General features: G+C 42.6%; 19 protein-coding genes, 1 tRNA gene and 6 pseudogenes. 10 read left to right on the top strand and 16 right to left on the bottom strand.

Going from position 1 to position 26,396, the window contains the following annotated elements; genetic code table 11:
- Positions 1-16 precede the first annotated feature (16 nt).
- The 5 genes and pseudogenes from ABUE36_RS01920 to ABUE36_RS01900 all read right to left on the bottom strand — a co-directional run bounded on the left by ABUE36_RS01920 (position 17) and on the right by ABUE36_RS01900 (position 7,007).
- Positions 17-946: pseudogene (locus ABUE36_RS01920) on the bottom strand (IS30 family transposase).
- A gap of 102 nt (positions 947-1,048) precedes the next feature.
- Positions 1,049-1,910: pseudogene (locus tag ABUE36_RS01915) on the bottom strand (cation diffusion facilitator family transporter); the annotation flags it as partial.
- 650 nt (positions 1,911-2,560) lie between these two features.
- Positions 2,561-3,436, bottom strand: coding sequence for a GNAT family N-acetyltransferase (locus ABUE36_RS01910; protein ID WP_178941859.1), 876 nt, complete (start codon positions 3,434-3,436; stop codon positions 2,561-2,563).
- Positions 3,437-3,453: 17 nt separating this feature from the next.
- Positions 3,454-4,608 carry an MFS transporter gene (locus ABUE36_RS01905; RefSeq protein ID WP_421017059.1) on the bottom strand — a complete coding sequence of 385 codons (1,155 nt, stop codon included), beginning with the start codon at positions 4,606-4,608 and terminating at the stop codon, positions 3,454-3,456.
- Between the two features lie 1,055 nt (positions 4,609-5,663).
- Positions 5,664-7,007: a sensor histidine kinase gene (locus ABUE36_RS01900; protein WP_421017058.1), complete on the bottom strand. Its 1,344-nt coding sequence runs from the start codon at positions 7,005-7,007 to the stop codon at positions 5,664-5,666.
- Positions 7,008-7,123: 116 nt separating this feature from the next.
- Between ABUE36_RS01900 and ABUE36_RS01895 the strand changes: the two genes are divergently transcribed.
- The gene (locus ABUE36_RS01895) at positions 7,124-7,984 is read left to right on the top strand and encodes a VOC family protein (protein WP_421017057.1); all 861 of its coding nucleotides are present in this window, start codon (positions 7,124-7,126) and stop codon (positions 7,982-7,984) included.
- 133 nt (positions 7,985-8,117) lie between these two features.
- Here the strand turns inward: ABUE36_RS01895 and ABUE36_RS01890 are convergent, their stop codons facing one another.
- Positions 8,118-8,759 (bottom strand): SDR family oxidoreductase, encoded by a 642-nt coding sequence (locus ABUE36_RS01890; protein ID WP_161002344.1) that lies wholly within the window; start codon positions 8,757-8,759, stop codon positions 8,118-8,120.
- Positions 8,760-9,018: 259 nt separating this feature from the next.
- Between ABUE36_RS01890 and ABUE36_RS01885 the strand changes: the two genes are divergently transcribed.
- On the top strand, positions 9,019-9,948 hold the full coding sequence (locus ABUE36_RS01885) for an IS30-like element ISLpl1 family transposase (protein WP_096109805.1): 930 nt from the start codon (positions 9,019-9,021) through the stop codon (positions 9,946-9,948).
- Here ABUE36_RS01885 and ABUE36_RS01880 read toward each other — a convergent pair.
- Together ABUE36_RS01880 and ABUE36_RS01875 are read right to left on the bottom strand one after the other, a co-directional pair.
- Entirely contained in the window at positions 9,945-10,574 is a 630-nt protein-coding gene (locus tag ABUE36_RS01880) for a uracil-DNA glycosylase (RefSeq protein WP_421017056.1), read from the bottom strand. The genes ABUE36_RS01885 and ABUE36_RS01880 overlap by 4 nt on opposite strands.
- Position 10,575: 1 nt before the next feature.
- Positions 10,576-12,954: an ATP-dependent DNA helicase gene (locus ABUE36_RS01875; protein ID WP_178941854.1), complete on the bottom strand. Its 2,379-nt coding sequence runs from the start codon at positions 12,952-12,954 to the stop codon at positions 10,576-10,578.
- A 208-nt stretch (positions 12,955-13,162) separates the two neighbouring features.
- Between ABUE36_RS01875 and ABUE36_RS01870 the strand changes: the two genes are divergently transcribed.
- Positions 13,163-14,149: an IS30 family transposase gene (locus ABUE36_RS01870; RefSeq protein ID WP_191982121.1), complete on the top strand. Its 987-nt coding sequence runs from the start codon at positions 13,163-13,165 to the stop codon at positions 14,147-14,149.
- Between the two features lie 155 nt (positions 14,150-14,304).
- On the opposite strand, the gene ABUE36_RS01865 is transcribed toward ABUE36_RS01870, so the two are convergent.
- The 3 genes and pseudogenes from ABUE36_RS01865 to ABUE36_RS01855 form a co-directional block, all read right to left on the bottom strand.
- Entirely contained in the window at positions 14,305-15,240 is a 936-nt protein-coding gene (locus tag ABUE36_RS01865; protein ID WP_178941853.1) for a nucleoside hydrolase, read from the bottom strand.
- Between the two features lie 19 nt (positions 15,241-15,259).
- Positions 15,260-15,946 (bottom strand): annotated as a pseudogene (gene phnE / locus ABUE36_RS01860) (phosphonate ABC transporter, permease protein PhnE); the annotation flags it as partial.
- 16 nt (positions 15,947-15,962) lie between these two features.
- On the bottom strand, positions 15,963-16,655 hold the full coding sequence (locus ABUE36_RS01855; RefSeq protein ID WP_421017055.1) for an IS30 family transposase: 693 nt from the start codon (positions 16,653-16,655) through the stop codon (positions 15,963-15,965).
- Positions 16,656-16,701: 46 nt separating this feature from the next.
- Here ABUE36_RS01855 and ABUE36_RS01850 point away from each other — a divergent pair, with 46 nt between their 5' ends.
- Complete coding sequence (locus ABUE36_RS01850; protein WP_011373852.1) at positions 16,702-17,622, top strand: IS30-like element ISLsa1 family transposase; 921 nt, start codon at positions 16,702-16,704, stop codon at positions 17,620-17,622.
- Between the two features lie 13 nt (positions 17,623-17,635).
- Here ABUE36_RS01850 and phnC read toward each other — a convergent pair.
- Positions 17,636-18,220, bottom strand: a pseudogene (phnC, locus tag ABUE36_RS01845) (phosphonate ABC transporter ATP-binding protein); the annotation flags it as partial.
- A gap of 71 nt (positions 18,221-18,291) precedes the next feature.
- Positions 18,292-18,984: pseudogene (locus ABUE36_RS01840) on the bottom strand (phosphate/phosphite/phosphonate ABC transporter substrate-binding protein); the annotation flags it as partial.
- Between the two features lie 99 nt (positions 18,985-19,083).
- On the opposite strand from ABUE36_RS01840, the gene ABUE36_RS01835 reads away from it, so the two are divergent.
- The 5 genes from ABUE36_RS01835 to ABUE36_RS01815 all read left to right on the top strand — a co-directional run bounded on the left by ABUE36_RS01835 (position 19,084) and on the right by ABUE36_RS01815 (position 23,724).
- Positions 19,084-20,013: an IS30-like element ISLpl1 family transposase gene (locus ABUE36_RS01835; RefSeq protein WP_096109805.1), complete on the top strand. Its 930-nt coding sequence runs from the start codon at positions 19,084-19,086 to the stop codon at positions 20,011-20,013.
- A gap of 138 nt (positions 20,014-20,151) precedes the next feature.
- A complete protein-coding gene (locus ABUE36_RS01830; RefSeq protein ID WP_178941852.1) occupies positions 20,152-21,297 on the top strand; it encodes a family 20 glycosylhydrolase in 1,146 nt (381 codons plus the stop codon).
- A gap of 18 nt (positions 21,298-21,315) precedes the next feature.
- Positions 21,316-22,530: a glycosyltransferase gene (locus ABUE36_RS01825; protein WP_161002350.1), complete on the top strand. Its 1,215-nt coding sequence runs from the start codon at positions 21,316-21,318 to the stop codon at positions 22,528-22,530.
- A complete protein-coding gene (locus tag ABUE36_RS01820) occupies positions 22,530-22,847 on the top strand; it encodes a hypothetical protein (protein ID WP_161002351.1) in 318 nt (105 codons plus the stop codon). Before ABUE36_RS01825 ends, ABUE36_RS01820 begins: the two co-directional genes overlap by 1 nt.
- Entirely contained in the window at positions 22,828-23,724 is an 897-nt protein-coding gene (locus ABUE36_RS01815) for a polysaccharide deacetylase family protein (protein WP_421017054.1), read from the top strand. Before ABUE36_RS01820 ends, ABUE36_RS01815 begins: the two co-directional genes overlap by 20 nt.
- Before the next feature lie 17 nt (positions 23,725-23,741).
- Here ABUE36_RS01815 and ABUE36_RS01810 read toward each other — a convergent pair whose 3' ends face one another.
- Positions 23,742-24,575, bottom strand: coding sequence for a mechanosensitive ion channel family protein (locus ABUE36_RS01810; protein ID WP_421017053.1), 834 nt, complete (start codon positions 24,573-24,575; stop codon positions 23,742-23,744).
- Positions 24,576-24,806: 231 nt separating this feature from the next.
- Between ABUE36_RS01810 and ABUE36_RS01805 the strand changes: the two genes are divergently transcribed.
- Positions 24,807-24,878, top strand: a tRNA-Asn gene (locus ABUE36_RS01805).
- Between the two features lie 388 nt (positions 24,879-25,266).
- Here ABUE36_RS01805 and ABUE36_RS01800 read toward each other — a convergent pair.
- Together ABUE36_RS01800 and ABUE36_RS01795 are read right to left on the bottom strand one after the other, a co-directional pair.
- Positions 25,267-25,428: a hypothetical protein gene (locus tag ABUE36_RS01800; RefSeq protein WP_421017052.1), complete on the bottom strand. Its 162-nt coding sequence runs from the start codon at positions 25,426-25,428 to the stop codon at positions 25,267-25,269.
- 2 nt (positions 25,429-25,430) lie between these two features.
- A pseudogene (locus ABUE36_RS01795) lies at positions 25,431-26,360 on the bottom strand (IS30-like element ISLpl1 family transposase).
- Positions 26,361-26,396 lie beyond the last annotated feature (36 nt).

Genomic DNA, 26,396 nt, shown 5'->3' with positions numbered 1-26,396 from the left:
AAGGTAGATTGCAAATTTAATCCGAATTTTTGGACAAATTGGTCAGCATAACCTGATACGGTGTTTTCCAGTCAAGTATTTTAAGCGGTCTCTGGTTAATTTGGAGTAACGTCGTCGTTAAATCTTGAGCACTAATGTGCTCAAAACGAGTCCCCTTAGGATAAAAATAACGTAAATTCCGATTAAAGCGTTCATTACTACCACGTTCAGCTGGCGTATAAGCATGACAGTAATAGGTCTTAATACCATATTGTGATTCAAATGATACTAGCCCACTAAACTCAGTACCACGGTCCACAGTAAAACTGTGCACCGGTCCATTAAAAGTTGTTAGGAACTTAGTCAGTGCTTCATTAACACTCGCTGTCGTTCGGTCCTTTAACCGATATGCCCAAAGGAACCGTGATTTGCGATCGATTAAAGTTAATAAAACTGCCTTACTATGCCCACGAGGGCCAACGACGGTATCTAGTTCAAAATCACCGATGCGATTACGTTGATTAATCATCATGGGACGCTGTTCAATCGATCGCCCCAAAGATTGATTATATTTGGATCGTTGGTCAACGTTACGCCGTTGGCGTACGCCATGTTCAGGTAGATCATTCAAGGAGAAACCAATTCTCCCCTGATTTAGCCAATTATAAATAGATTTAGTCGCTAGTTTAAATTCGTGAGCAATCATTCCTGGTGACCAGCTTAGATGTAAATGGTTGAGAATTGTTTGCTTTAACTCATCGCTCAGCTTAGTTTTCCGACCACATCGTGATCGCTTGTATTCGGCATCTGTTTGTGCTAATTCAGCCTGATAAGGTTGACATCAAGATAATTCATAAGAAATTGTTGACGGTGATCGGTTCAGCCGAACGCCCATTTGGATATTGGACAGCCCTAGTTCACAAAAGGTTTCGATTTTAATTCGTTCGGAATAGGTTATACTAGACAAAAGATCAGCTCCTAAAAGATGGGTTTGTTGTAAACACCATTTTAAAGGAAGCTGATCTTTTTTGTCCGAACAGCGTTCGGATTAATTTTACAATCTACTATAAATCATCACGTCTAATGTCACAAGGTTACCGTTATAGTGAGCTTTTAATTCGCCCACGCCGCGCACACCGTCCACATCTTCAATCGCGTCACGATATGTGGCTTCCATTCGCGGGTCAAAGTAATCTGCCAAATTAAGACTACTATCCAAGAAAATCTTCAATCCGGCAAACAGAATAAACAGACCAACCACAATACTAGCCGCACCATCCAGCCTTAAATAACAGTGCTCCACCAATTGATACAAACGTCCCGATGCTAGTGAAAGCATCACTTAAACTATCTTGTGCGGATGCCGTTAATGCAGCATTCTTCAGTTTTCTGCCAGCCTGTCGGTTTAGATACCACACAATCAGCATGATGACACTAGCAATCGCTGCCCCAATCAGCGCCACCGGTTGCGGAACGACCCGTGTATTCGGATTAATAAGTCCACGAATACCGCTATAGATAACCTGTAACGAAATACCAATCATGATGATTCCAGTAACCAATGTAAAAATCGTTTCAGCACGAAACCGGGTGAATCTAACCCGCTGCATCGTTCCCATCGTTTGCCCCTGATTAGTCATGCTAATGCCGCGGTCAAACGCATCATCGTCCGTATCCCGAGCGATGTGCAAACCGAGCATCAACAACAGGCTTGACACGATTCCTGACAAATTGTTAAATGCATCAGCGCGCAATGTTTGTGATTGACTCATTTCCGCCAATACATACTCAATAACCGAAATCGATAAATAAGCCACCAGGTTCAGACCCAAATGTCGCATTGCCCCGCCAAGTTTGCTAATTTCAGCGGCTTGCGTTTGTAGCCAATTCTTTTGTTCTCGTTCTAAATGTCGTCCAATATGATTGTTGATGATTGTCGCACTCCATTTTTGTTTTCGTCATCCAGCTTAGCGACTTTAAGACCATGAAACAAGTAAAGTGAGTTGGCATCCGTTTCAAATAATATGCCGATTAAGATTGCCACTTTCGTGCACAAAATTATGCAAACTTTCAGTGAAACGACTACAATAATAATTGTAATTGAGATTTGTGTTATGAATTTTCATAACCGCTGAAAGAGGTGAACATACATGGCAGAAGAATTTCCAGAAGGCCAAGAAGCCAAAGAAGAACGTCGTACCATCAATGTTGATGGTGTTGAAGTCACCCTGTTCGTTCGTGACGATAAGTTCAGCAAGTAATGTTTGTTTACACTAAATAAGTCCACCGAATGTCGTTTTCAAACGACGCCGGTGGACTTATTTTTTACTTTTTTCAGATTTGAAAGCGTTCCGCCAGGCAGAGGCTCCGGTTCATGGGACCGGACTCAGCCCGAAGGACACGGTCTTCATCCTCGACTTGAGGCCATCAAAAACCGATGTCCTCAAGCTCGTCCCGCAATACTAAGTGACCAAAACCTTGTCACCAAGTATTGCCTTCACGAAACTACGCCTTTGCCTGGCTACACTAACATTAGCTGTTGATATAGTTTGCACACATCATACAAAGTGGTATCGCTTAATTAGTCATTTATTTTTGCCTGAACACTAACACTTTCAAGTGTCCGCTCTACTTTAAAGTGGAGACCCGTATAAAAGTCTCCGGCAGCCTGCTTCCTGAGCGGCCAATTTAAGTGAACTTTCTTTTGGTCGAGATTTTGAAGGCACATCGTTTTGACTAATGAACGAGCGATTCCCTGATGACGATAGTGGTCATCCACAATAATATAGTTAAGGAATAGATCTTCACCATCACGCGCATACAGGTTAAATCCAACAATTTGTTGATTAGAAAAACAACAAATCATCGTCGATTGATCATAGTCAGCCAAAATTGTGTCAAACGCAGCTGAGCCACCAGGAAAATTGGCATTGAATAGTTTGAGACAGCCAGACTTCACTGTATCTGTTAATACTGCGTCATGGCTAAGCTGATACGTTTGCATTTCTACGTGACAAATGTCATCTATAGCTAATTGACTAAGTTGAGTAACGTCCGCAATTAAGCGTCTGTGACCAGCAGTTTTAAGTGAGCGATTTTTTCGACTGAGCTTTGCAAAGTATTGGGTCAAATTCGTACCGAAAAAATGAATTTCTGATGATTCTCTTTCATACAGGTAGCACACCAGCGTCTGTCGGCTTTTAAAGTCATTTCCAAACGGGCCCCATGTCTCGGCAATCCAGCGGCTATTTTCCTGATATCGTTCAACTAGCAAAATCCCAGTTAACTTGTCTTCGTCGATGTTACAAAGAAAGTAGTGATCATCCATTTCAGAAATATCCTGAATCATTTCATCGACATTATCGGACACAAAACCACAAAAAGTGGTCTCGTGATTATGGTCAATTAAATAAGTCATCCATGTATTTGATACCGTTTCAAATCGTTTGATCACCATAAGAACTCCATTAAGATTTATTTGCCATTCGGTTGCCTGTCAACTGCCAGTATCAGCAGCCCCGCCCCAACAATATCAGCGGCACATAGCCACAGGAACATAGCAGGATACGACGTGGCTTCAATGATTAAGCTACCTAGTAAAGGTCCGACAGCCCGACCAAAACCGCCTGCCAGACTGCTGATGGACTGAATGGTCCCCCGGTTGTCTGGCGTCGCAAATTCATTCAGCCAAGCCGGAATCGTTGGCATTACGATCATTTCACCAAACGTCAGTAGTAACATCCCCATCACAAAATTAATATAGTACGGCTGGTGAATAATCATTAAAAAGGAACAGGCAAATACTACCGTACCGAAAATAACTTGGTACTTTTTGCGTGGAAAAATACGTGGCAGTATTCGGTTACCAAACGGCTGAATCAGCACAAGTACAACGGCATTCAGCGTGAATAAAGCACTATACTCAGCCACAGTGGCTCCGTGACTAGTCATATACGTGGATAAATTAGTGTTCCATTGTGAATACCCAATCCAAATCACAAAGAAAGCGAACGCAATCAAAACAATTGAACGAAGCGCACCATGGATTGGTTTGGAAACAACGTTATTCGTCGATCCTTTAACTACCTGAGCGTTCCCGTCCTCCAGTTTGAAAATGTCGATGAGGACAGCTAGACCAAACAAGATGCCTGGAACCAGAAATGTGAGGTGAATGCTGACGGCAAACAGCACGCCGGCGCTCAGAGAGCCAACTGCCATCCCCACATTGGCCGCGAGAAACGAATAATTAAACATCAACGGTTCATCAGCTTGCAGAATTGCGACCAGCCCGTTGAAGGAGGCAAACGCCGTCCCTATGCCTAGCCCGTAAAATACCAAAACAATCGGATACAACGGCCAAGTTGGCGACAATGCAATAATTAATAACGACAATGACGCGACTGTTTGACCAACAATAACTGGGCCTTTATGGCTCCACCGATCAAATAATCGGCCACCAATCACGTTCCCGACCATTGATGCGCCAGAGAAAAATAGTAGCGTCGTGCCAGCTACTGACAATGGCTTACCCAAAACATTATGAATGTAAATCGTGGTAATTGGCATCACTAATCCGATGCCCATGTTGATCAACATGCTGATGAGTAACACCCACTTGTGCTTTAACACATGACAAAACATCCTTCCGCAAGAACAGCGTCTGTCAAACGCCTTCCATGAATCCGGTTAAACCGGTTGCTACCTATTATGGCAAAACAATAAACATTTACAATGACAAATTCTCATATTGTTGGTATACCAATGCTTTGAAATGACTCTCAAAACAATTTAAAAGAATTTCTTAAGTTGGCGAGTTTTTCTTTTGTAAGCGGTTACGTTTCGTGTTACTATACTTGTGAGAAAAGGAATTACCTCCTCAATCGACGCCTTCTCATAGAAACTGTGCCGGGCTGGTTCTTGGAACCACGGTTGACAGTTTGATTGCTACCCCGGCATTTTCAGCCGGTAGTCCGCAGGCCACGTAAAGTTATGATGTTGAAAGACATCTATCGCGCATTGATGACGCAATTAGCCATCCGCGCCAAAAGTCGGTGACTAGTAGGTTATGGTAGCTACCCGAATTAAAGCTCCAACAAGTTCTGTTTCATCTGTTTCAAAAGTTCTATACCAAAGTTTCAAGTTGAGCATGTGATGTTGGTTGTTTTTCAACTCTCTAAGCAGGCGATACCAATGACCAAGTTTGTATAAAAGAAACCCGATGCTTTGAGTTTCTGCGTTTCCCGTACCAAAACCGTAAAGGATTCACTTGGGAGGTGTATGGCCGATACAGAGTCATATGTGTTCCACGCGTAATACCGATACCGCCGTTTGCCTGTCGATCAAATGGTGATGAGCGGCCAGTGGTAATGTTGATTACTAGTCCGCCCACATTAGCAGACAGTTTACAAGTGGGCAGGTAGGTCAGGACACGGCGTTACGTAAATTAAATATTGAGGTGTTAGCTCATTCCGAATTGTAAAACGAATGTCACGCCGATTGAGGATCTTTCCTTGATGTAACAGGTTCCGGGTAGAGAAGGCTCGGAACCTTTTTTGTGCATAAGGATATAAAAATGCCATCTCACTGACCACCTCGTCAGCAGGATGACATCTTGCATTAATCGCAACGTATTAAAATTTCAGACCAGACACTGAATGGTTTAAGTCTCAAATTAAATCATTTAACTAAGCTTTAGGAACGTGAATGGTGGTTACAAATTGTCGGTCGTCAATCGTTTGTTCAACAGTGATTCCCTGTCTGGCTAACCGGCGAATGTTGCTCATACCGATTCCCATATGTCCCTGCTTCGTAGTTACACCGAACCGAGCAACCTTGCTCAAATCAATCGTGGTATCACCTGGAATCATGTTAGTCACTCGAAAAACATTACACTTTTCAGTTGGTGCTGCACTGAGTTGCACAACTTTATCGCTCTCTTCCGCAGCATCTAGTGCATTGTCGAGTACGTTACCAAAGATCCTTACCAAATCAATGGAGCGTTCCTCACGTAACTGAATGCCTTCATTGATACGAACGTCAAACTTAATCTGGCGTTTTTCCGCATCAATTAATTTTGAATATAACAAACCTTTAATGTAGCCACTACTTAAATAGCGTAATCGTTCAATGTCACCATTGTCCATGTTTGCCAAGCGTTGGTTATTATCATGCGTAACTTGAGCAAAATACGTCTGCATCTCTTCATCATTTGAGCGCTTCACAAAGTAACTGAGTCCCAGCAAAATGTTTTGATAATCATGTGAGACCCGGTGCATTTCTTCATTCATTCGACTGACAGAAGCATCATAGCCCCGAAGACTTTCCAACAGTTGTTCGCTACGCGATTGTTCAAACCGAGATAATACGAGGTAGTAGTAAAAGGCCCCCAACAACATTGCCAGAAATAATGTAAAGTCTGTCAAAAACTGCAATTTTTGACTTAGTGCTGCAGATAAGGCAATAAAATAAACCGAAAAATACATCGCCACTAACACGTAATCAGAACCATCTGGACGCAACACGACTAATCGATCAACAACACGATACCGGTTATTTAAGCGACCTGCCCAAAGACCAAACAATGGAAATAAAATTAAGCCGATAATAACGGCAATTAATTGGTTTAATTCCATGACGAGACTAAAATTATTTTGGAAGACTGAGCGCGTGTAAATGGTTAACGTCGGAGTTAGAAAAAATTGAACGATCAATCCAGTGACGCCACCAACGAACCGTCGAAAAGAATCAAAAATGACCAATAACGGAACAACGGTCACCCAATTAATTTTAGTTATCCAAGTTAGCATTACGCTGTTGACTAAGAAAAAGGGCAGAATTCCAGATATTCCCTTTGGCCAATACGGTCCCACAGCCATCAATCCAATCGCTACCGCCTCTGCCAATAACGTCAAACCAAACCAAACCCAGACTTGTTTTTTTTGAATTGTCTTTCGTAATGCAAAAATGAAAAACAGCCACGTCAATAGCGCACTTTGACTCGTAATTAAAAATACAATGGTATTAAGCACAACCTCATCCTCTCACTCATAAACTCCTTATTTAATCATATACTTCTTTAATAGAACCAAGTGCTCATTTAGAAGCCTAAAATGCGCAACTTGAGTACCTGAGAAAGCGTGATTCGATGACATTTCGTATTAATCCCGAAACAACAGTCAGTCATGTCACTTTGCGTGTACACAATTTAGTAACCATGACTAATTTTTATACTCAGATTATTGGCTTGATCGTTTTGCAACAAACGTCAAAAATAGCTACCTTAACAATTCCTGGAGACGAGCAACCCCGTTTGACTCTGAAACAAGGGTACGATACAGTTCGTAATCTTCACACGACTGGTTTATACCACACCGCATGGATTCAGCCGACACGTCGTGATCTAGCTAATACATTGCAACACTATCAGCAACATCACATCCCTGTATTTTTAGCAGCTGATCATCGTTTCAGCCAATCTTTGTACGTTTGGGACCCCGAAATGAATGCGGTTGAAGTGTATTATGACTTTCCCCGAAAAGATTGGCTCATCCTGCCTGATGGCCGGATGCCTCAACGAACCATCCCATTAGATACCAAAGCATTGCTTCGTGAGGCGGATAATCAGTGGCGTGGTTTAGCCTTCGGGTCACGACTGGGTCACATTCATCTGCGAGTTAGTGTTCTAAAAACAAGTACTCATTTCTATAATCAGATTCTTGGCTTCGATCTCAAGGATTGGCTAGTACCACATGCATCCTTCTTGGCTGCCGACGGTTATCACCATCACATCGCATTAAATGACTGGCATGGCCCTTATCCCAATATGTCACAAAATCAAACCGGTTTAATGGATTTCAGTATTAACGTTGGCACACGGGATGCATGGCTAAATCTGAGACAACAATTGGTAAATCAGGCATGGCCATTTGACCAAACTGAAGAGCTTATTCAGTTATCTGACCCTGATCAAAATAAGCTTAATTTTGTCTATTTTGATGAAACGTAAAAAGTACGGAAAAAGGACTACTGGTCAAAGTCAACACAGTGTGTGACAAAGACTGGTAGTCCCTTTATTATGATGCATTTATTAATAGACGGTAACAAAGGTGCTCTGCTAATTTAATAGGTATCGCCAAAATTTAATACCAACTTGGCTTAGTACCATCTGTATTAGGTTTGTTGACTCCTAAAGAAGCTCTAATGTGAATCGTCGGGTCTTTGATCAAACTGGTAACAACTGCTGCAATACTCTTGCGGGATACTTCTGTCCCCTTAAACGCGTCGCCCTTGTTTGTCAGTTCATAATCAACCTCATCTTGATTTTGTAACCACGCAGGTCGAATAATTGTGTAATCCAAGTCAGAACTCTCAATTACTTTTGCTGCTGCCGCATACGTTGGTAAATAACCATCATCCAACATCTGGTGATTCCATTTACCAAATGCACCAGGAACTTCATCATAAATGCCTAACGTTGAAATCCAAACTAGCCGATTAACTTTCGCTTCATCCATCGACTTTACAACTTGCTGAGCCTGGGTCTCAATATTTGATCCGGCTAAATTAGCATAAACGACATCCTGCCCTCTCATTGCTCGAGCAAGATCATCCGCATTAGCCGCATCCCCAGTAACCACCGTTTCACGCTGTTCATCGCTAACTGTAACTTTTTCGGGATGGCGCAAGAACAGTGTTAAAGCCGCATCTGTTTCTTTTAATAACATGTTTTCAGTCAACTTCGCAATCTTTCCACCAGCACCTAAAATTAACACGTGTTGCATAATGAACCTCCTAAATGGTCATGTGATTTTTTGATTTCAATTGTAATTATAATCATTACAGTTAAGAATTCAACCAAAGTCACTTCAAGGTTTCAAAAAAGCACCTCTTACTCAGCAAAGCCAGTGAGCAGGAGGTACTTCATCGTTTCATTGTTAGATTAGTAGATTGTAAAATTAATCCGAACGCTGTTCGGACAAAAAAGATCAGCTTCCTTTAAAATGGTGTTTACAACAAACCCATCTTTTAGGAGCTGATCTTTTGTCTAGTATAACCTATTCCGAACGAATTAAAATCGAAACCTTTTGTGAACTAGGGCTGTCCAATATCCAAATGGGCGTTCGGCTGAACCGATCACCGTCAACAATTTCTTATGAATTATCTCGATGTCAACCTTATCAGGCTGAATTAGCACAAACAGATGCCGAATACAAGCGATCACGATGTGGTCGGAAAACTAAGCTGAGCGATGAGTTAAAGCAAACAATTCTCAACCATTTACATCTAAGCTGGTCACCAGGAATGATTGCTCACGAATTTAAACTAGCGACTAAATCTATTTATAATTGGCTAAATCAGGGGAGAATTGGTTTCTCCTTGAATGATCTACCTGAACATGGCGTACGCCAACGGCGTAACGTTGACCAACGATCCAAATATAATCAATCTTTGGGGCGATCGATTGAACAGCGTCCCATGATGATTAATCAACGTAATCGCATCGGTGATTTTGAACTAGATACCGTCGTTGGCCCTCGTGGGCATAGTAAGGCAGTTTTATTAACTTTAATCGATCGCAAATCACGGTTCCTTTGGGCATATCGGTTAAAGGACCGAACGACAGCGAGTGTTAATGAAGCACTGACTAAGTTCCTAACAACTTTTAATGGACCGGTGCACAGTTTTACTGTGGACCGTGGTACTGAGTTTAGTGGGCTAGTATCATTTGAATCACAATATGGTATTAAGACCTATTACTGTCATGCTTATACGCCAGCTGAACGTGGTAGTAATGAACGCTTTAATCGGAATTTACGTTATTTTTATCCTAAGGGGACTCGTTTTGAGCACATTAGTGCTCAAGATTTAACGACGACGTTACTCCAAATTAACCAGAGACCGCTTAAAATACTTGACTGGAAAACACCGTATCAGGTTATGCTGACCAATTTGTCCAAAAATTCGGATTAAATTTGCAATCTACCGATTAATGTCTTTAACATCTTTAAATCATCCTCAACTAGTGATCGTTTACTAGGAAAGCGACGTACATAAGACGGATGAAATAATGGAAATAATGAGTATATTCGTGAGCCAGGTTTGAACTGATCCGTGGCCGAATGAAATCTCAAAATCGGCATTTTCATTAACTCACCATGGACTTGCGTAATCTTCATCTTGTTGCCCAGCAGTCGTTGTAAACCAGTGTTTCCTAACGGAACAAGTAACGTACCGGTTGGCAACGCAGCCAATTCATGATCCAGTAATGGTGCAAACGCCTTTAATTCTGCCTGCGTTGGTCGGCGATCCCGCTTGCGACCCTTGGTTTCCGTAAATGGCCTTGCCCGAATCGCCCCCGTCATATAAATTTCATCTCGGCTAATGCCTAACAACGCCAACCACTGGTTTAATTCCGTGCCGGCCGGTCCCTGAAATCCATGACTAAGTTCTGCTTCTTTAGCACCAGGCGCTTCACTAACCAGCACTAGCTTTGGTGTTAGTGACCCTTCACCTGGCACGAAACCCTCCAAATTATCATTAGCATCGATTAATTCATGCGCACGCTGAATGAGTACCGGGGTTAAAAACGTCGCCATACTAAGACTCCTTTGTTTGTGGTAATGTTGTCTGTTTCCAAAATGCGTCGATGCAGGCTGAAAGGGCCTGTACGTTATTGACGCCTCGCCAAAATCGCCAATGCGGCGGAAATAAGTTTGAATAACGTGACTGACTAAAACGCTGATCCATCAAAAGGACAATGCCCTGATCGTGACTACTGCGAATTAATCGACCCGCCGCCTGCAGTACGTTGTTCAACCCAGGCAGCTGGTACGCGTATTCGAAGCCATGACCGTTTGTTCCATCAAAATAATCCCGAATAAGGTCAGTTTCTACATTCAAGCCGGGCAGACCAACACTCACGATGCCCACACCAATCAGTCGGTCTGCTGGCAAGTCAATTCCTTCAGAAAAAATGCCGCCGAGCACGGCAAAACCAACTAATGACTGAGTGGCGTCTGGCTGAAACTTTGCCAAAAAGGCATCCCGATCCTGGCTCTGCATGGCTGGTTCCTGCTGGATGACCCGCTCATCTGGGTAAGCCTGCCGATACGCTTCAACAACAGTCGTCAAATAACCGTGTGATGGAAAGAAAATCAGATAGTTGCCAATCTTGCCAGCTACTAGTGTATGAATACTCGTCAGAATTTTTGTCAAGTTGGCATCCCGCTGACGATATGTCGTTTGAATATAATTCGCTACCAGGATTGCTTGGTGCCGCGGTTCAAACGGCGACGGCAACTGATATTTGATTCCATCGTCGTCAACACCCAAGACCTGCTGATAATAACTAAGCGGCGTCACGGTTGCCGAAAAAAGGACAGCGCCACGGCCTAGATGCATTGATTGATTAAGGAATGTGCTTGGATCTAGACAGACTAATCTCACACAGAGCCCACGGTTCGTTTGAAATAATCGCGTTCGGTACTCTTCACCATAATTATCGCTTAACCGAACATAATCTAGGCAAGCAAAATACGCCTCTAGTACTTTCTGCAGCTCCTCACCATCTTCCTGTTTTGGCAGCCAGTCAGAAATAAAATCGTTAAAATGTTGTAGTTCCTCAACAAATGAGGTGAGCGGCGGCTGAATAGTGAGGTCATCTGATTGTTCATCATCCAACAACGATGACAATGCCTTAAAGGTTTTAATCAATGTATTAACGTGGCGATGAAAACCCTTGTCGCCTTTAAACAATGGTTTGAGGTCCTTGATTTCTTGCTCATCAACACTAGTCGAATACATCTCTCTCGCCCGACTCAGCAAATTATGAACTTCATCAATGAGGAAGAAATTATCCTCATCAGGTTCACTAAAAAAGCGTTGTAAATATACTAACGGGTCAAACAGGTAATTGTAATCGCAGACAATAACATCACAAAATAGGCTGACATCCAGTGAAAACTCAAATGGATCTAGCGTATGTTTGTGTGCATATGTCTCAATAACGTCACGAGTAATTTGCTGTTCATGCGTCAAAATGTCCATGAGAGCAGGTTTCAAGCGATCGTAGTAGCCCAGCATAAATGGATTGTCCGCCGGGGCAACGTCGACTTCCTCAGGGAACGTGATGGTCTCTTTGGCGGTTAGTGTAATGCTTTTCAACGAAAGACCTTGGGTAGCCATTAAGGATAAGGCATCCTCTGCCACGCGCCGAGTGCTTTGCTTAGCAGTCAGGTAAAATGTCCGTTGAATGAGCCCTTCCCTCATTGCTTTTATGGTCGGAAACAGCGTTGATATCGTTTTCCCTGTGCCCGTCGGCGCCTCGACCAACATCTGCTTTTTAAGCATAATGGATTTATAAGTCGCCACTGCCAGTTCATGCTGACCCGTACGATACGCCGGATATGGAAACTTTAGGTCCGCAATCGTTTGATCACGTTGCGTACGCATGTCAGCTCGCAAAATCAACCAAGATTCGTACTCATCAATAAGGGATTGAAAGAATCTTTGAGACTCTTCAAACGACCACTCCTGTTCTTGAGTCGTCACCTTATCTTCGTTTGTCTGATAATACGTCAGTTGCAATGTCACATGGTCACGTTGCTGGTCCTTCATCAGCAGATAACCATAGATTTTGACCTGCCCCCAGTAGAGCGTCAGTGTGCTTTCTGGCACATCTTCAAACACTAAATCAGATGTTTTGATTTCCTCAATGTGTGCCTGATCATCCACCTTGAAAATACCATCGGCACGACCATGAATGCTATAACTTTGATCATTCATCGTCACGGTAGTCTTCAGACCAACTTCTTTTTGGTAATCGGGATAATCTTTAAGTCGCTGTTTTTGCAGTCGTCGATGAATATTGGCGCCAGCGAGTGCCGTATTGGTGCTGGCATCCGTCTGTGGATTGAGATCTCCACTGCGAAGGACAAACTCCACCAATTCACGAATACCTAATTTAATCGTCGCCACGTCACTCACCTCGCCCCTTTTGAAAATGTCTCCGTCTACTTTATCACAAGGTGATGTTTAATTCAGAAGTTAGACGGCCGTAAATCACGAGTTGCTTTTTAGTTTAGGTGGCGAATTTACAATTGAAATGCAACACAAAGTAAAAAAATAAACCCATACCGGGTAGAATATGTTTAACGACCAAATCAAACAATTCGAGGTATCCGGTATGAGCTATAAACATCTTACTATAAAAGAACGTGAAATACTTATGTTTTTACGAGCTAAGGGGTTATCTATCCGGGCTGTTGCGTTACGGCTGGGGCGAAATCCAAGCACTATTTCACGGGAGTTAAAACGTTGTGCAGGTAATTATTCCCCAAGCAAAGCAGATAATGACTATCATCAAAAGCGGCAGAATTGTCACAAGAAGCGGCTATTAGACAGCCATCCACAATTACGCCGTCAAATTGTTCATTACATCTTAGATCTGCACTGGTCACCAGAGCAGATTACCGCTCGCTTTAATAAGGAACATCAATGGTGTGTTAGCTACAACACAATTTACCGTCATATCTATCAACACAATTTAGGTGAGAAGTACTCCTCACGTGGTGATACCGGTATTCAGCGCCATCTCAGACATAAACATCGGACTCGGCATTCAAAGAATACTAGACGACATCGAGAAGTACAGACCGACTATATCTCGATCCATGAGCGCCCTGGTTTTATCAACCAGCGTCAACGTATAGGTGACTGGGAAATTGATACTGTGATTGGTCGAACGGGTCACTCCATCCTTTTAACGATTGTCGATCGGCTTAGTCGGCTTACGCTTATCAAAAAGGTTGTGCAAAAGGACTCGCAGGAGATAAATAAAGGCTTAGTTGAACTGTTAGGGGCCATTCCTAAAGAATTTGTTCATTCTATTACACCAGATCATGGGACCGAATTTCTTCATCTTGATGAAATCAGCGAAAGGTTAGGTGTTACTGTCTATTGGCCCGATCCATATTCGCCTGAACAGCGTGGAACAAATGAGAATACAAATGGATTAATCCGGGAATATTTTCCCAAGCGAACAGATATTGATAATTATACAGAACAGGACGTTGAACACTGCCAAAAGCAGTTAAATCAACGTCCTCGCAAAGTGTTAAACTATGAAACCCCATATGAAGTATTTTTTGACAAACCGTTGCACTTAGTTTGACAATTCGCCGTAAACAAAAAGAGCCCACTCTTCATTAGAATTGGGCCCATTTGCCGTTATTACCAAACACAAATTTTATCAACACAGCCCTTTTGTAAGGGATGGTCGCTGACTTAACACATCTTATGACTTCACCCCAGCACTAATAACTACATTTAATTAGCTGCGGAGGCCAAATCATCAATTAAATCGAAGAACCGTTCATTATTTACCGTATCCACTAATCTAATTGGCCGACCACTAGCGGTTAATATCGTCCGTCCAAGTGATGGTCCATCTGTAACGACATCGCCGTGGACTAGCTTGGTTGTTGTTATTTCCGGGTGAGTTAAATAGCAGGTAGCTAAAACGTCCCATAAAAAATACGTTGAATTTGTGACAAAATGTCGTAATTCTGGCACTAACGCATAACTGTTGCCCAGAAAATCAAATCCGACTTGTTGACGACGGTGTGCCCAGTGACGTCGAACAGCAGATGTTAGTGGCACATTATTGGTACTTTCCAATCCGACCATGTCAATGTCGATGTTGCTATCCCACACTGTCTTAACGGCCTCTGCATCCCAAAAGGCATTCCATTCTGCGTGCCCGTCGGCCTCTGGTTCTTCAACGTTACCACGTTCAAGAAAGGTTCCGCCCATCCAGACCAATCGGCTAATCTTATTCGTTAATTCAGGCTGTGCACGAATAACTGTCGCTAAATCTGTCAATGGACCCGTGAATAATAATGTGATTGGCTCGGAAGTCTCACCCAGAATTCTCCGTAAATGATCCGCTGCAGAATCACTCCGTAACGGTGTTTTAATTGGCTCGTGCTCGTTAAGTAATGGCAGTGCGGTCATCGAAAAAGTTTCAAGGCGCCAAGGTGTTGGAAAAGGATGTCGTGTCCCAGCATCTGAACTGGCCACTTCAATAGACTGTCCTTTTCCAAAACGGTCGATAATCTTTTGGGTAGCCGAAGTGGCAGGTTCCACATAACTGTCCGCCCCCATAACGCCGACACCAAGCAATGTCACTTCTGGCATTTGAAGCAACAAGAACAAGGAAGTTAAATCATCAACACCACCATCATGGTTAAAATAGACTTTCATATCATTTATTCCTTTCCCTTTAGCCGAGCTGCTTTCGTAACCATCCTGATAAATAATCAATAATCGTCACCGTAATAATAATTCCGATGAGAATTATGCCAACCCGATTCCAAGATCGTGTCTGAATTGCAAACAACAGTGGTGTGCCAACACCGCCGGCACCAACCATTCCCAAAATAGTAGCGGAACGAACTGATATTTCAAATCGGTAAAGACTATAAGAAGCAAATGCTGGTAACACTTGCGGCAGCGTTGCAAATACAAGACCGTTCACCGCATTTCCACCAACACTAAGAATGGACTCACCAGGTCCAGCATCAATTGCCTCGATTGATTCAGCAAATAGTTTTCCTAACATCCCTACTGAATGAACGCCAAGTGCTAGCACACCGGCGAACGCACCAGGTCCCACTGCTTTAATGAACATAATCGCCAACACAATTTCTGGAAAAGTTCTCACGACTGCTAGCACGATTCGTCCACTAGTAGACAATACTGAAAAGTGATGGCGACGTCGTTTAGCCGCCCAGAAAGCAAACGGAATACTAATCAGCGCTGAGATAATGGTACCAACGAAAGCAATGGCCAATGTCTGTAGCATCACGCTAACTAAGTCCTCGCCATTCCCTTGATAAACATAATGCCAATCGGGGTGGATAATACCCATTAACACAGCCTTAGTAACTGCTCCTGCCGATGATTGGATTTGGTAGATTGCAAATTTAATCCGAATTTTTGGACAAATTTGTCAGCATAACCTGATACGGTGTTTGCCAGTCGAGTATTTTAAGCGGTCGCTGGTTAATTTGGAGTAACGTCGTCGTTAAATCTTGAGCACTAATGTGTTCAAAACGAGTCCCTTTAGGATAAAAATAACGTAAATTCCGATTAAAGCGTTCATTACTACCACGTTCAGCTGGCGTATAAGCATGGCAGTAATAGGTCTTAATACCATATTGTGATTCAAGTGATACTAGCCCACTAAACTCAGTGCCACGGTCCACAGTAAAGCTGTGCACCGGACCATTAAAAGTGGTTAGGAACTTAGTTAGTGCTTCATTAACAGTCACTGTCGTCCGATCTTTTAACCGGTATGCCCAAAGGAACCGTGATTTTCGATCGATTAAAGTTAATAAAACTGCCTTACTATGCCCACGAGGACCAACGACTGTATCTAGTTCAAAATCGCCGATGCGATTACGTTGATTAATCATCATGGGACGCTGTTCAATTGATCGCCCCAAAGATTGATTATATTTGGATCGTTGGTCAACGTTACGCCGTTGGCGTACGCCATGTTCAGGTAGATCATTCAAGGAGAAATCAATTCTCTCCTGATTTAGCCAATTATAAATAGATTTAGGGCAAATTCTATAATTAATCCGAACAGAAATTAAAAAGCCCAAAGTAATCACTTACAATGGTAGTAGCTAATTCCAACCAATATAGGGAGTGATTACTTTGGGTACATCTACTTTATCACGTTTTCAACGTGGCGCACTAGCACAACTGGTCAATGAGGGGAATAAATCTTACCAAGTAATGGCTGACGCCTTAGGCGTCGCCAAAGCTACGATTAGCTATGAGTTGGACCGGGTTAAACCTTATGATCCAGAATTAGCTCAGCAAGATGCAGATCGCAAAAGGCGGAATTGCGGTCGTCGTTCGATGCTGACGGCAGCATTAGCGACTTTAATTACCAATCACTTACGATTAACCTGGTCACCAGAAACCATTGCGGCCGCTTATAACTTGAGCACTGCGTCAATTTATAATTGGCTTAATCGTGGCTGGCTCCCCTTCAAATTGACTGATCTACCCAATCGGAATGTCCGCCAGCACCGAGTGAGCGAAAATCGTGGGAAATTTACAAGTGGGACTTCCATCGAACAACGGCCAACAACTGTTAATCAACGATTAGCTTTTGGTCATTGGGAAGTAGATACGGTGCTTTCTAGTCGAAGTGAGTCACGATCATGTCTGGTTACATTCGTAGAACGTAAGACCCGACTTCTATGGGCCATCAAAGCCCCTAATAGAACGGCTAAGGCTCTAAACACCGCCTTTGGCAAGTTTATGGGGGCCTTCGGTCCCCAAGTAAAATCCATTACTGTTGATCATGGTAAAGAGTTTGCCAATTATCAGGCCTTAGAACAGGATTATCAGATCAAAGTTTATTTTTGCCATCCATATTCACCATGGGAGCGAGGTTCCAATGAATATTTTAATAGACGGTTACGCTGGTTCTTCCCGAAAAAGACCAATTTTAGCCAAGTAACGACTGATGAGATCCTAGCAGCACTTGAACTAATTAATCAACGACCATTAAAAATACATCATCAACAGACTGCCATTGAAAGATTCCGGGCTTGTTCGGATTAAACTTGTAATTTGCCTCATTCATGACTAAATGAGCCGTTTTAGGATCCAGAGAAGCAGTCGGTTCATCTGCCAAAACAATTTTCGGATCTTGAACAAAGGCTCGGGCAACGGCAACCCGTTGTTGCTGACCGCCAGATAATTGATCAACGCGCTGATACACTTTATCCAATAAATTAACTCTTTCCAATGCTTTATAAGCGCGTTGCTTATCTGCTTCTTTAAAGAGTCCTAGACTACTTTGCCACGTTGGATAATAGCCCAATCGGCCAGCTAAAACATTACGAAGCACCGTTGATTGCTTAACCAAATTAAAGTTTTGAAAAATCATGGCCACATCACGGCGTAACTGCCGCAAATTTCTTCCTTTTGCCTCAGTAATCGACCGGCCATCAATTAACACGTGTCCTTCTGTCACTTGATGCAGGCGGTTCAGGCTTCGCATCAGCGTGCTCTTACCGGCCCCAGAAAGCCCCACAATAACAACGAACTCACCAGGCTTAACTTGTAGATTAATATCGCTCAGCCCGCTGGTTCCATTGTCATAAATCTTAGAAACATGTTGCACATCAATTACCGGTTTCAATTCCGGTTTAGTCATAAATATTTCCCTCTTCAAAAAAATAAAGTGAGCGAAGCTAGCCCCGTCCACTTTATAATTCGGATTACATCTTATTCAGCATCTTTAACCTGTTTGTCGTACTTGCGAATAATATTGAAGGTACTGTCCTTGGCCGGTGCATACCCTTCGTGGCTGTATACGGACTTAATGATTTTACGACCTTCTTTGGACTTGCCAATCTTGATAAAGGCACGAGAAATCTTCTTTTGCCATTTGGGACTCATATCGCCACGAACAGAAATCGTGTCATTAGGAATTTTATTTGTCAGATAGAGTGGCTTAGTTGTCTGGAATACATCCTTAACATCTTTTTGGACAATCTGACGGGCGTCGGCAAAGACGAAGGCCGCATCAGTGTTACCGTTAACCACCGACATCACGCCCTGGTCATGTCCTGTGACAGTAACAGTTTTGATGTTGTCTTTCTTAATGTTGACGCCATGCTTGGCTAACTCTGCCACTGGAAAGATATAACCAGCAGTTGACGTTGTATCCTGTACAGCAATCTTCTTACCCTTTAAATCCTTTAATGACTTAATACCACTATTCTTTTTAACCAAAATCATTGACCGATAGTAGTTAACCAACTTTTTGTTGTTCTTACCACTTGGTTCATCTACCCCGTAACGTAGTGCTTGCAGAAGTACTTTTGCATGATTCATCTTGTGTGCCTGAACGTATCCATCAGGTGGTAAAAAGCCAACGTCAACTTTCTTTGATCCCATGGCTTCAACAATCGTATTAGTAGATTGTAAAATTAATCCGAACGCTGTTCGGACAAAAAAGATCAGCTTCCTTTAAAATGGTGTTTACAACAAACCCATCTTTTAGGAGCTGATCTTTTGTCTAGTATAACCTATTCCGAACGAATTAAAATCGAAACCTTTTGTGAACTAGGGCTGTCCAATATCCAAATGGGCGTTCGGCTGAACCGATCACCGTCAACAATTTCTTATGAATTATCTCGATGTCAACCTTATCAGGCTGAATTAGCACAAACAGATGCCGAATACAAGCGATCACGATGTGGTCGGAAAACTAAGCTGAGCGATGAGTTAAAGCAAACAATTCTCAACCATTTACATCTAAGCTGGTCACCAGGAATGATTGCTCACGAATTTAAACTAGCGACTAAATCTATTTATAATTGGCTAAATCAGGGGAGAATTGGTTTCTCCTTGAATGATCTACCTGAACATGGCGTACGCCAACGGCGTAACGTTGACCAACGATCCAAATATAATCAATCTTTGGGGCGATCGATTGAACAGCGTCCCATGATGATTAATCAACGTAATCGCATCGGTGATTTTGAACTAGATACCGTCGTTGGCCCTCGTGGGCATAGTAAGGCAGTTTTATTAACTTTAATCGATCGCAAATCACGGTTCCTTTGGGCATATCGGTTAAAGGACCGAACGACAGCGAGTGTTAATGAAGCACTGACTAAGTTCCTAACAACTTTTAATGGACCGGTGCACAGTTTTACTGTGGACCGTGGTACTGAGTTTAGTGGGCTAGTATCATTTGAATCACAATATGGTATTAAGACCTATTACTGTCATGCTTATACGCCAGCTGAACGTGGTAGTAATGAACGCTTTAATCGGAATTTACGTTATTTTTATCCTAAGGGGACTCGTTTTGAGCACATTAGTGCTCAAGATTTAACGACGACGTTACTCCAAATTAACCAGAGACCGCTTAAAATACTTGACTGGAAAACACCGTATCAGGTTATGCTGACCAATTTGTCCAAAAATTCGGATTAAATTTGCAATCTACCATATCGGTTGTTAAAGTTTACTTAGAAAAACGAACCATTTACGTAAAGCTTTGACTTTTTTCAATTATTCAATCTCGTCGTGCAGTATGATATGAACCGATGCTTTTATGAAGGGAAGAACATTATGAAATCACGACATCGTTCGCTACTCATTACGTTTATCGTCGTTATCACCATTTCTTTAATGCAAATCCACGTTTACGCAGCAAGTCAACAACGCAAAAATGGTCAGTTCAACGGTCTCACGCTTGACGTTGCCCGCCGTTATTACCAACTAGATACCATCAAATCATTTATCTCACAGGTTGCGCAAAACCATGGCCAGTTTATTCAACTACATCTTAGTGACGCACAGTCGTTTGCAATTGAAAACGAAACGGTCGGTCAAACGTTAGCCAACGCAACCCAGACTAATGGTGTCTGGCGCAACAACACAACGCACCAGGCCTTTTACAGTAAAACGCAAGTTGCTGATCTAGTGACGTTTGCCAAACAAAAACACGTGACCTTAATTCCTGAAGTTGATACGCCTGCTCATATCAACGGAATGGTCAAAACGATGCGTGCTAATCATCAAACGCAACAAGTTGACCAATTGACGTACAATAATAAAAGCTACGGCCGTGAATTTCATCTAAATACGGCCAGTACAACGTTTGTTAAACGGCTCGATACTGAGGTGGCGCAGTCATTCATCGGTCAGCAGAACATGCGGTTTCACCTTGGTGGCGATGAGTTTACCGATCAAACTGGGGTTAACAAACCTTATATCGCCTATTTGAACGCTCTTGCCAAAAACGTTCGCTCCCTGGGATTCATCCCCGAGGCGTGGAACGATGGGTACATTAGCCAGGCTCTTAATCAATATGACAAACATATTCAAATTACGTACTGGAATTGGACAGCCGATGAAAAAGGTGCGCCCGGCAAGGAACGACAAAAAGCATGGGCCACAATGCCAGAATTAATTCATCATGGTTTCAAAGTACTGAACTATAACGATTATTACCTTTATTTCAACTTGTCCAAAAAGAACGTCAAACCCAGCAATGTCGCTTACATGACTTCTGACATGAAACAAAATTGGGATCCGACCATTTGGGATAACGACAATGACTCAAGTTTGAACACACTGCACAATATTGTCGGCAGTAGCGTGTCCATCTGGGCCGATAAAGATCCCCACAGCAAAATCAACGACAAACAAGTGTTAAAGGCTTCTCAAAAATTCTTGAGTCAATTTCTGCAACTTGCACGACAACCTATCTAACAATCATCGGGGAGTATCATGAATTTAATTAGCACATACGTTATTTTATATCCGGTAATTGTTTCGATTATCTGGATCATCAGCTCAATCTTCTTTTCAATTCAGCAGAGAACAGTTCCACTCGTCAATCAGCCCGCTGGTCAACCAGACGACTTGGTCTCAGTCCTTATCCCTGCACATAACGAAGGCGCGACCCTTAGCGGCGTGGTCGAGTCCGTCGCCGCATTAAGCTATCAACATATAGAATTAATCCTGATTGACGATGGTAGCGACGATAATACGTTTGATGTTATGCAAAAATTGGCGCGCCAATATGCCAAACGTTGTGACATCAAGCTTGTCCCATTAATGCCTAACCGCGGCAAAGCCAACGCCCTTAATGAGGGTGCGAAACAGGCTCATGGTAAATTCTTGCTGTGTCTTGACGCCGACTGTTACGTCGATGCTGATGTTTTGCAACCGATGCTTGCGCGTTTCTACGACAATGAAAATCTTGGCGCCGTCGCTGGTAAACCCATTGTTCGCAACCGGACTAGTTTATTAGGACGCCTCGAATTATTGGAATATATCGGTGTCATCGACATTATCAAACGTGGTCAGGCCTTTATCACTGGCCACATTACCACCGTTTCTGGCGTTGTAGTCGCCTACCGACGTGAAACACTAGCACAAGTCGGCTGGTGGAATCCACAAGCTTTGACTGAAGATATCGACATCACGTGGCGCTTGTATCAACACCAATGGCAAGTTAGCTACTGTCCTGACGCCGTTGCGTGGATCTTGGTGCCCGAACATGTCGGTGCCCTAGTTCATCAACGACAACGTTGGGCTCGCGGCGGTTTTGAAGTACTCTGGCGCAATAAAGGCATGTTATTACGCGGCCCACTAAGCGCGCAGTGGCTTTTGTTGGACATGGTTCTCAGCGATACATGGGCATTAGCTTGTGCGTTTGTACTACTTTTCTATGTATTCACCATTGCCTTTACACAAACATTAATTATGGACGGCGTGGTGCTCTTTTTATTAGTGCTGATCAGCATCATTCAATTTCTAATCGGCTTCGCGGACTCAAAACAGTCTGATTTTATCGCTTGGCAAGACTTATTATTGTTACCCGTTTACATTATTTTCTACTGGTTTATCAATTTGGTCAGTTGTCTGTCAGCACTGGCCTCATTCTTCTTGGATCCGCACCATGCAGGCACATGGCGCAGTCCAGATCGGGGGTTATAATGCGTCAACAAAAAGATCCTCGTTCATTAATTATCCGCAAACGACCATCACTTTGGGCACGTCTGCGTCGGACAGTGATTTTATTAGCGCTTTGGGTAATCACTGGATTCATCATCTACATCAACGTCTGTTTTTTACTGGGCGTTTACTCTGATGCCCTCGTTTCAGATTATCTTGTCCTGAATTTATCACTACATTTATACAAAACACTGGCAATTCTCGTCATCATTGTGGCTGTTTTAATCACTTTTTTTGGTACACTGCACATCAACACTTTGAAACGGAGGGCAAAGCATCGTGAGCAAGACAACGCGTAAATGGATTTTAGCCGGCTTTTTACTACTCGTTTTGGGTGCGCTAGCAGTGAGTGTCAAACGCAATATTGCATTTGAATTGGGTAACAAACCTAGTTATGCTATTTCTACTCATGATGAAAAAAAGCCTGCGGGGATCATGGTTTTCTGTTATCACCGGATCTTGGACGACAACAAAACAGTCAAATTAGATGAACGTTTGTCCCCCAACAGTCAGTTTCATGATTTCAACGTCAATCTCAGCGACTTCAAAAAACAAATGGCCACTTTAGCCCGTGAACACGTTAAAGTAATCTCCACGGCACAAATGGTACAAATGGTGGAATCACACCGGCGCATTCATGGCCGTTACGTTGTCTTAACGTTTGATGATATCGATCGAACTACTGTGGATAACGCCGCCCCAGTGATGATCAAACACCACTTTCCGTTTACAGTTTCCATCATCACTGGCAATACTGGCGCCTACCGAGCAGGCACCAAACTGGCCTCATGGCCGCAGATTTTGACCATGAGAAAACGGGCTGGCAGTTTAGTGACGTTTGCCGTGCATACTAACAACATGCATTATCTGAACAGTGCCGGCACACCAATCTTCAATGTTCCCCGCAACTTTATGCGTTTCAAACGTGATTATGCGACCAGCCAAAATGTGATGCAAAAAAAGATTGACGCTGAAACGCCAATCTTCACGTATCCTTATGGGAGTGGTGATGCACAGGTTCAAGAATTTTTGGAACGTCAGCCACTGGAAGTTATCTACACACTGAACACTGGTATTGTTGATGAAAACACGGATCTCAAAAATACGCCGCGGGTCATTATCAACACAAATAGTTGGCCCAGCGTCCAGCGGTGGTTAAAACAGACCCGACTGTAAGCATGAAAATGGCTAGCTTAAGGCAATTCAATTCCTTCTTGATGCAATGCATTTAAATAGCTCGTCGTAAACGTGGATCGGACATTGCTCTGGTCCCCGTTTTTTACATACATCGTAACCGAAATCGCCAACAGGTGGGTCTTGGGCAAAATCGTCGGTCCCTGAATAACCGCGCGACCAACGACCTCTGGGTGCTTAGGTAACAGACGGTCATTCACAGCCTTAACAGTTTTAATGGCCTGATTCGTAGCTGTATCTGCCTTCAATGGCAAATCAATTTGAACTCGCATGTTTGTGCGTGACTGGTTTGTAATCGTGGTAATGCTACTGTTGGTGATGTAATTCAGTCCACCGTCAGCGTCTTTAATCGTTGTCAAACGCAGGCCAAACGCAACTACACGCCCCGATGTCGTGCCATTGATGATGACGTTGTCGCCGACTTCCATCTGTTGCTCCATCAAAATTAGGAATCCAGCAATCACGTCACGAATAATCCCTTGCGCACCCAGCCCAACCACAACCGTTACAATTCCAGCACTCGCAATCAACGTTCCAATTGGAAAGCCAAGAACACTCAAAATCGTATAGAGAAAAAAGAAGACAACGATGTAACGAGTGGTGTTGCGAACTAAGGTATGTAACGTTTCTGCCCGTTTTTGGTTAATTCGCCGATTCTTCATATAGGTGCCAAAACTACGATCAATCAAAAACACGATTATTCGGTTGATTAGCCAAAAGAGGACTGAATACAATGCAATTTGAAGTACCATATTCAATAGATGCGGGCCAAACGTCCGCCACTTAAACTGTTCAAAAAATTCGCTAAAGCTCGCTACAGTCATCATTATCATTTGCTACTCCAGTTCGTCTGTGATGATTTACTAATCACAACTTTAGCATACTCATCAGTTCAATTTGAGGTGAGTTAACCGTTTGTGAGGAAAATTTGAAAAAATACGGAATTATCGACGGTTGAATCTTAATAAATCGACTAAGAAAACGATTTCTTCCATTTTTTCTCATTTACTCATTGACTTCTCATAAGTTGCTTGATAATATTAACAAATCAACTTGATTGATATTGCTCGGTGGCACAATGGTACTGCGTTCGACTGTTAATCGAAAGTGTGTTGGTTCGATTCCAACCCGAGCAGTAAATGTATCATAAATAGTTAGTTTTAGTCCGTCATATTTTGCCTTATCAGGCTTAATGTGTCGGGCTTTTTATATTTTGCCATTATTCGAAAGAAAGCCCCGTAAAAGTTAGATTTGTTTGTCTAACATTTACGAGGCACTTCACTACTCGAACTCATACAAACTTCTAAACAATATTGGCCAAGACTTTAAAGCAGATTGATATCGCAATTGTTCAGTCCCGCACTGGGCTTATACAGTATTTACGCAAGTGTCTACCGAGGTCTATGTAACTTTCAACCTTGTGTTCAGCATTTGCTTTTCTTCACAATAACGTTGTGAAGAAAAATTTATATCCAAAATTAATTCTTGTAAGAAAGGCTACAACCCTTTTTTCGATATTAGTACTTAACCTTTCTTACTTTCATCAAAATTCCGCAAAATATCACCAATCTTTTTTACAAGATCCTGAATATCCTCTTTCTTGGACAAATCATCAAGAGAGGTTAGTTCATAACCCCAGCCATCCCAGCCAGCAGTTTTAATATTTACTGATTTGGTAGATTGCAAATTTAATCCGAATTTTTGGACAAATTGGTCAGCATAACCTGATACGGTGTTTGCCAGTCGAGTATTTTAAGCGGTCGCTGGTTAATTTGGAGTAACGTCGTCGTTAAATCTTGAGCACTAATGTGCTCAAAACGAGTCCCTTTAGGATAAAAATAACGTAAATTCCGATTAAAGCGTTCATTACTACCACGTTCAGCTGGAGTATAAGCATGGCAGTAATAGGTCCTAATACCATATTGTGATTCAAGTGATACTAGCCCACTAAACTCAGTGCCACGGTCCACAGTAAAGCTGTGCACCGGACCATTAAAAGTGGTTAGGAACTTAGTTAGTGCTTCATTAACAGTCGCTGTCGTCCGATCTTTTAACCGGTATGCCCAAAGGAACCGTGATTTGCGATCGATTAAAGTTAATAAAACTGCCTTACTATGCCCACGAGGACCAACGACTGTATCTAGTTCAAAATCGCCGATGCGATTACGTTGATTAATCATCATGGGACGCTGTTCAATTGATCGCCCCAAAGATTGATTATATTTGGATCGTTGGTCAACGTTACGCCGTTGGCGTACGCCATGTTCAGGTAGATCATTCAAGGAGAAACCAATTCTCCCCTGATTTAGCCAATTATAAATAGATTTAGTAGCTAGTTTAAATTCGTGAGCAATCATTCCTGGTGACCAGCTTAGACGTAAATGGTTGAGAATTTTTTGCTTTAACTCATCGCTCAGCTTAGTTTTCCGACCACATCGTGATCGCTTGTATTCGGCATCTGTTTGTGCTAATTCAGCCTGATAAGGTTGACATCAAGATAATTCATAAGAAATTGTTGACGGTGATCGGTTCAGCCGAACGCCCATTTGGATATTGGACAGCCCTAGTTCACAAAAGGTTTCGATTTTAATTCGTTCGGAATAGGTTATACTAGACAAAAGATCAGCTCCTAAAAGATGGGTTTGTGGTAAACA

The organism is Furfurilactobacillus cerevisiae (assembly GCF_048961765.1).
In the GTDB taxonomy this organism is placed as follows: domain Bacteria; phylum Bacillota; class Bacilli; order Lactobacillales; family Lactobacillaceae; genus Furfurilactobacillus; species Furfurilactobacillus milii_A.
The sequence above is the reverse complement of the archived record's forward strand: the minus strand, read 5'-3'. Positions and strand labels throughout refer to the sequence as shown.

Bases quoted from the DNA above. Each gene is read 5' to 3' on its own strand.
- ABUE36_RS01910 (WP_178941859.1), bottom strand. From the start codon at position 3,436: ATGGTGATCAAACGATTTGAAACGGTATCAAATACATGGATGACTTAT.
- ABUE36_RS01895 (WP_421017057.1), top strand. From the start codon at position 7,124: ATGACATTTCGTATTAATCCCGAAACAACAGTCAGTCATGTCACTTTG.
- ABUE36_RS01890 (WP_161002344.1), bottom strand. From the start codon at position 8,759: ATGCAACACGTGTTAATTTTAGGTGCTGGTGGAAAGATTGCGAAGTTG.
- ABUE36_RS01880 (WP_421017056.1), bottom strand. From the start codon at position 10,574: ATGGCGACGTTTTTAACCCCGGTACTCATTCAGCGTGCGCATGAATTA.
- ABUE36_RS01870 (WP_191982121.1), top strand. From the start codon at position 13,163: ATGAGCTATAAACATCTTACTATAAAAGAACGTGAAATACTTATGTTT.
- ABUE36_RS01865 (WP_178941853.1), bottom strand. From the start codon at position 15,240: ATGAAAGTCTATTTTAACCATGATGGTGGTGTTGATGATTTAACTTCC.
- ABUE36_RS01830 (WP_178941852.1), top strand. From the start codon at position 20,152: ATGAAATCACGACATCGTTCGCTACTCATTACGTTTATCGTCGTTATC.
- ABUE36_RS01825 (WP_161002350.1), top strand. From the start codon at position 21,316: ATGAATTTAATTAGCACATACGTTATTTTATATCCGGTAATTGTTTCG.
- ABUE36_RS01820 (WP_161002351.1), top strand. From the start codon at position 22,530: ATGCGTCAACAAAAAGATCCTCGTTCATTAATTATCCGCAAACGACCA.
- ABUE36_RS01810 (WP_421017053.1), bottom strand. From the start codon at position 24,575: ATGATAATGATGACTGTAGCGAGCTTTAGCGAATTTTTTGAACAGTTT.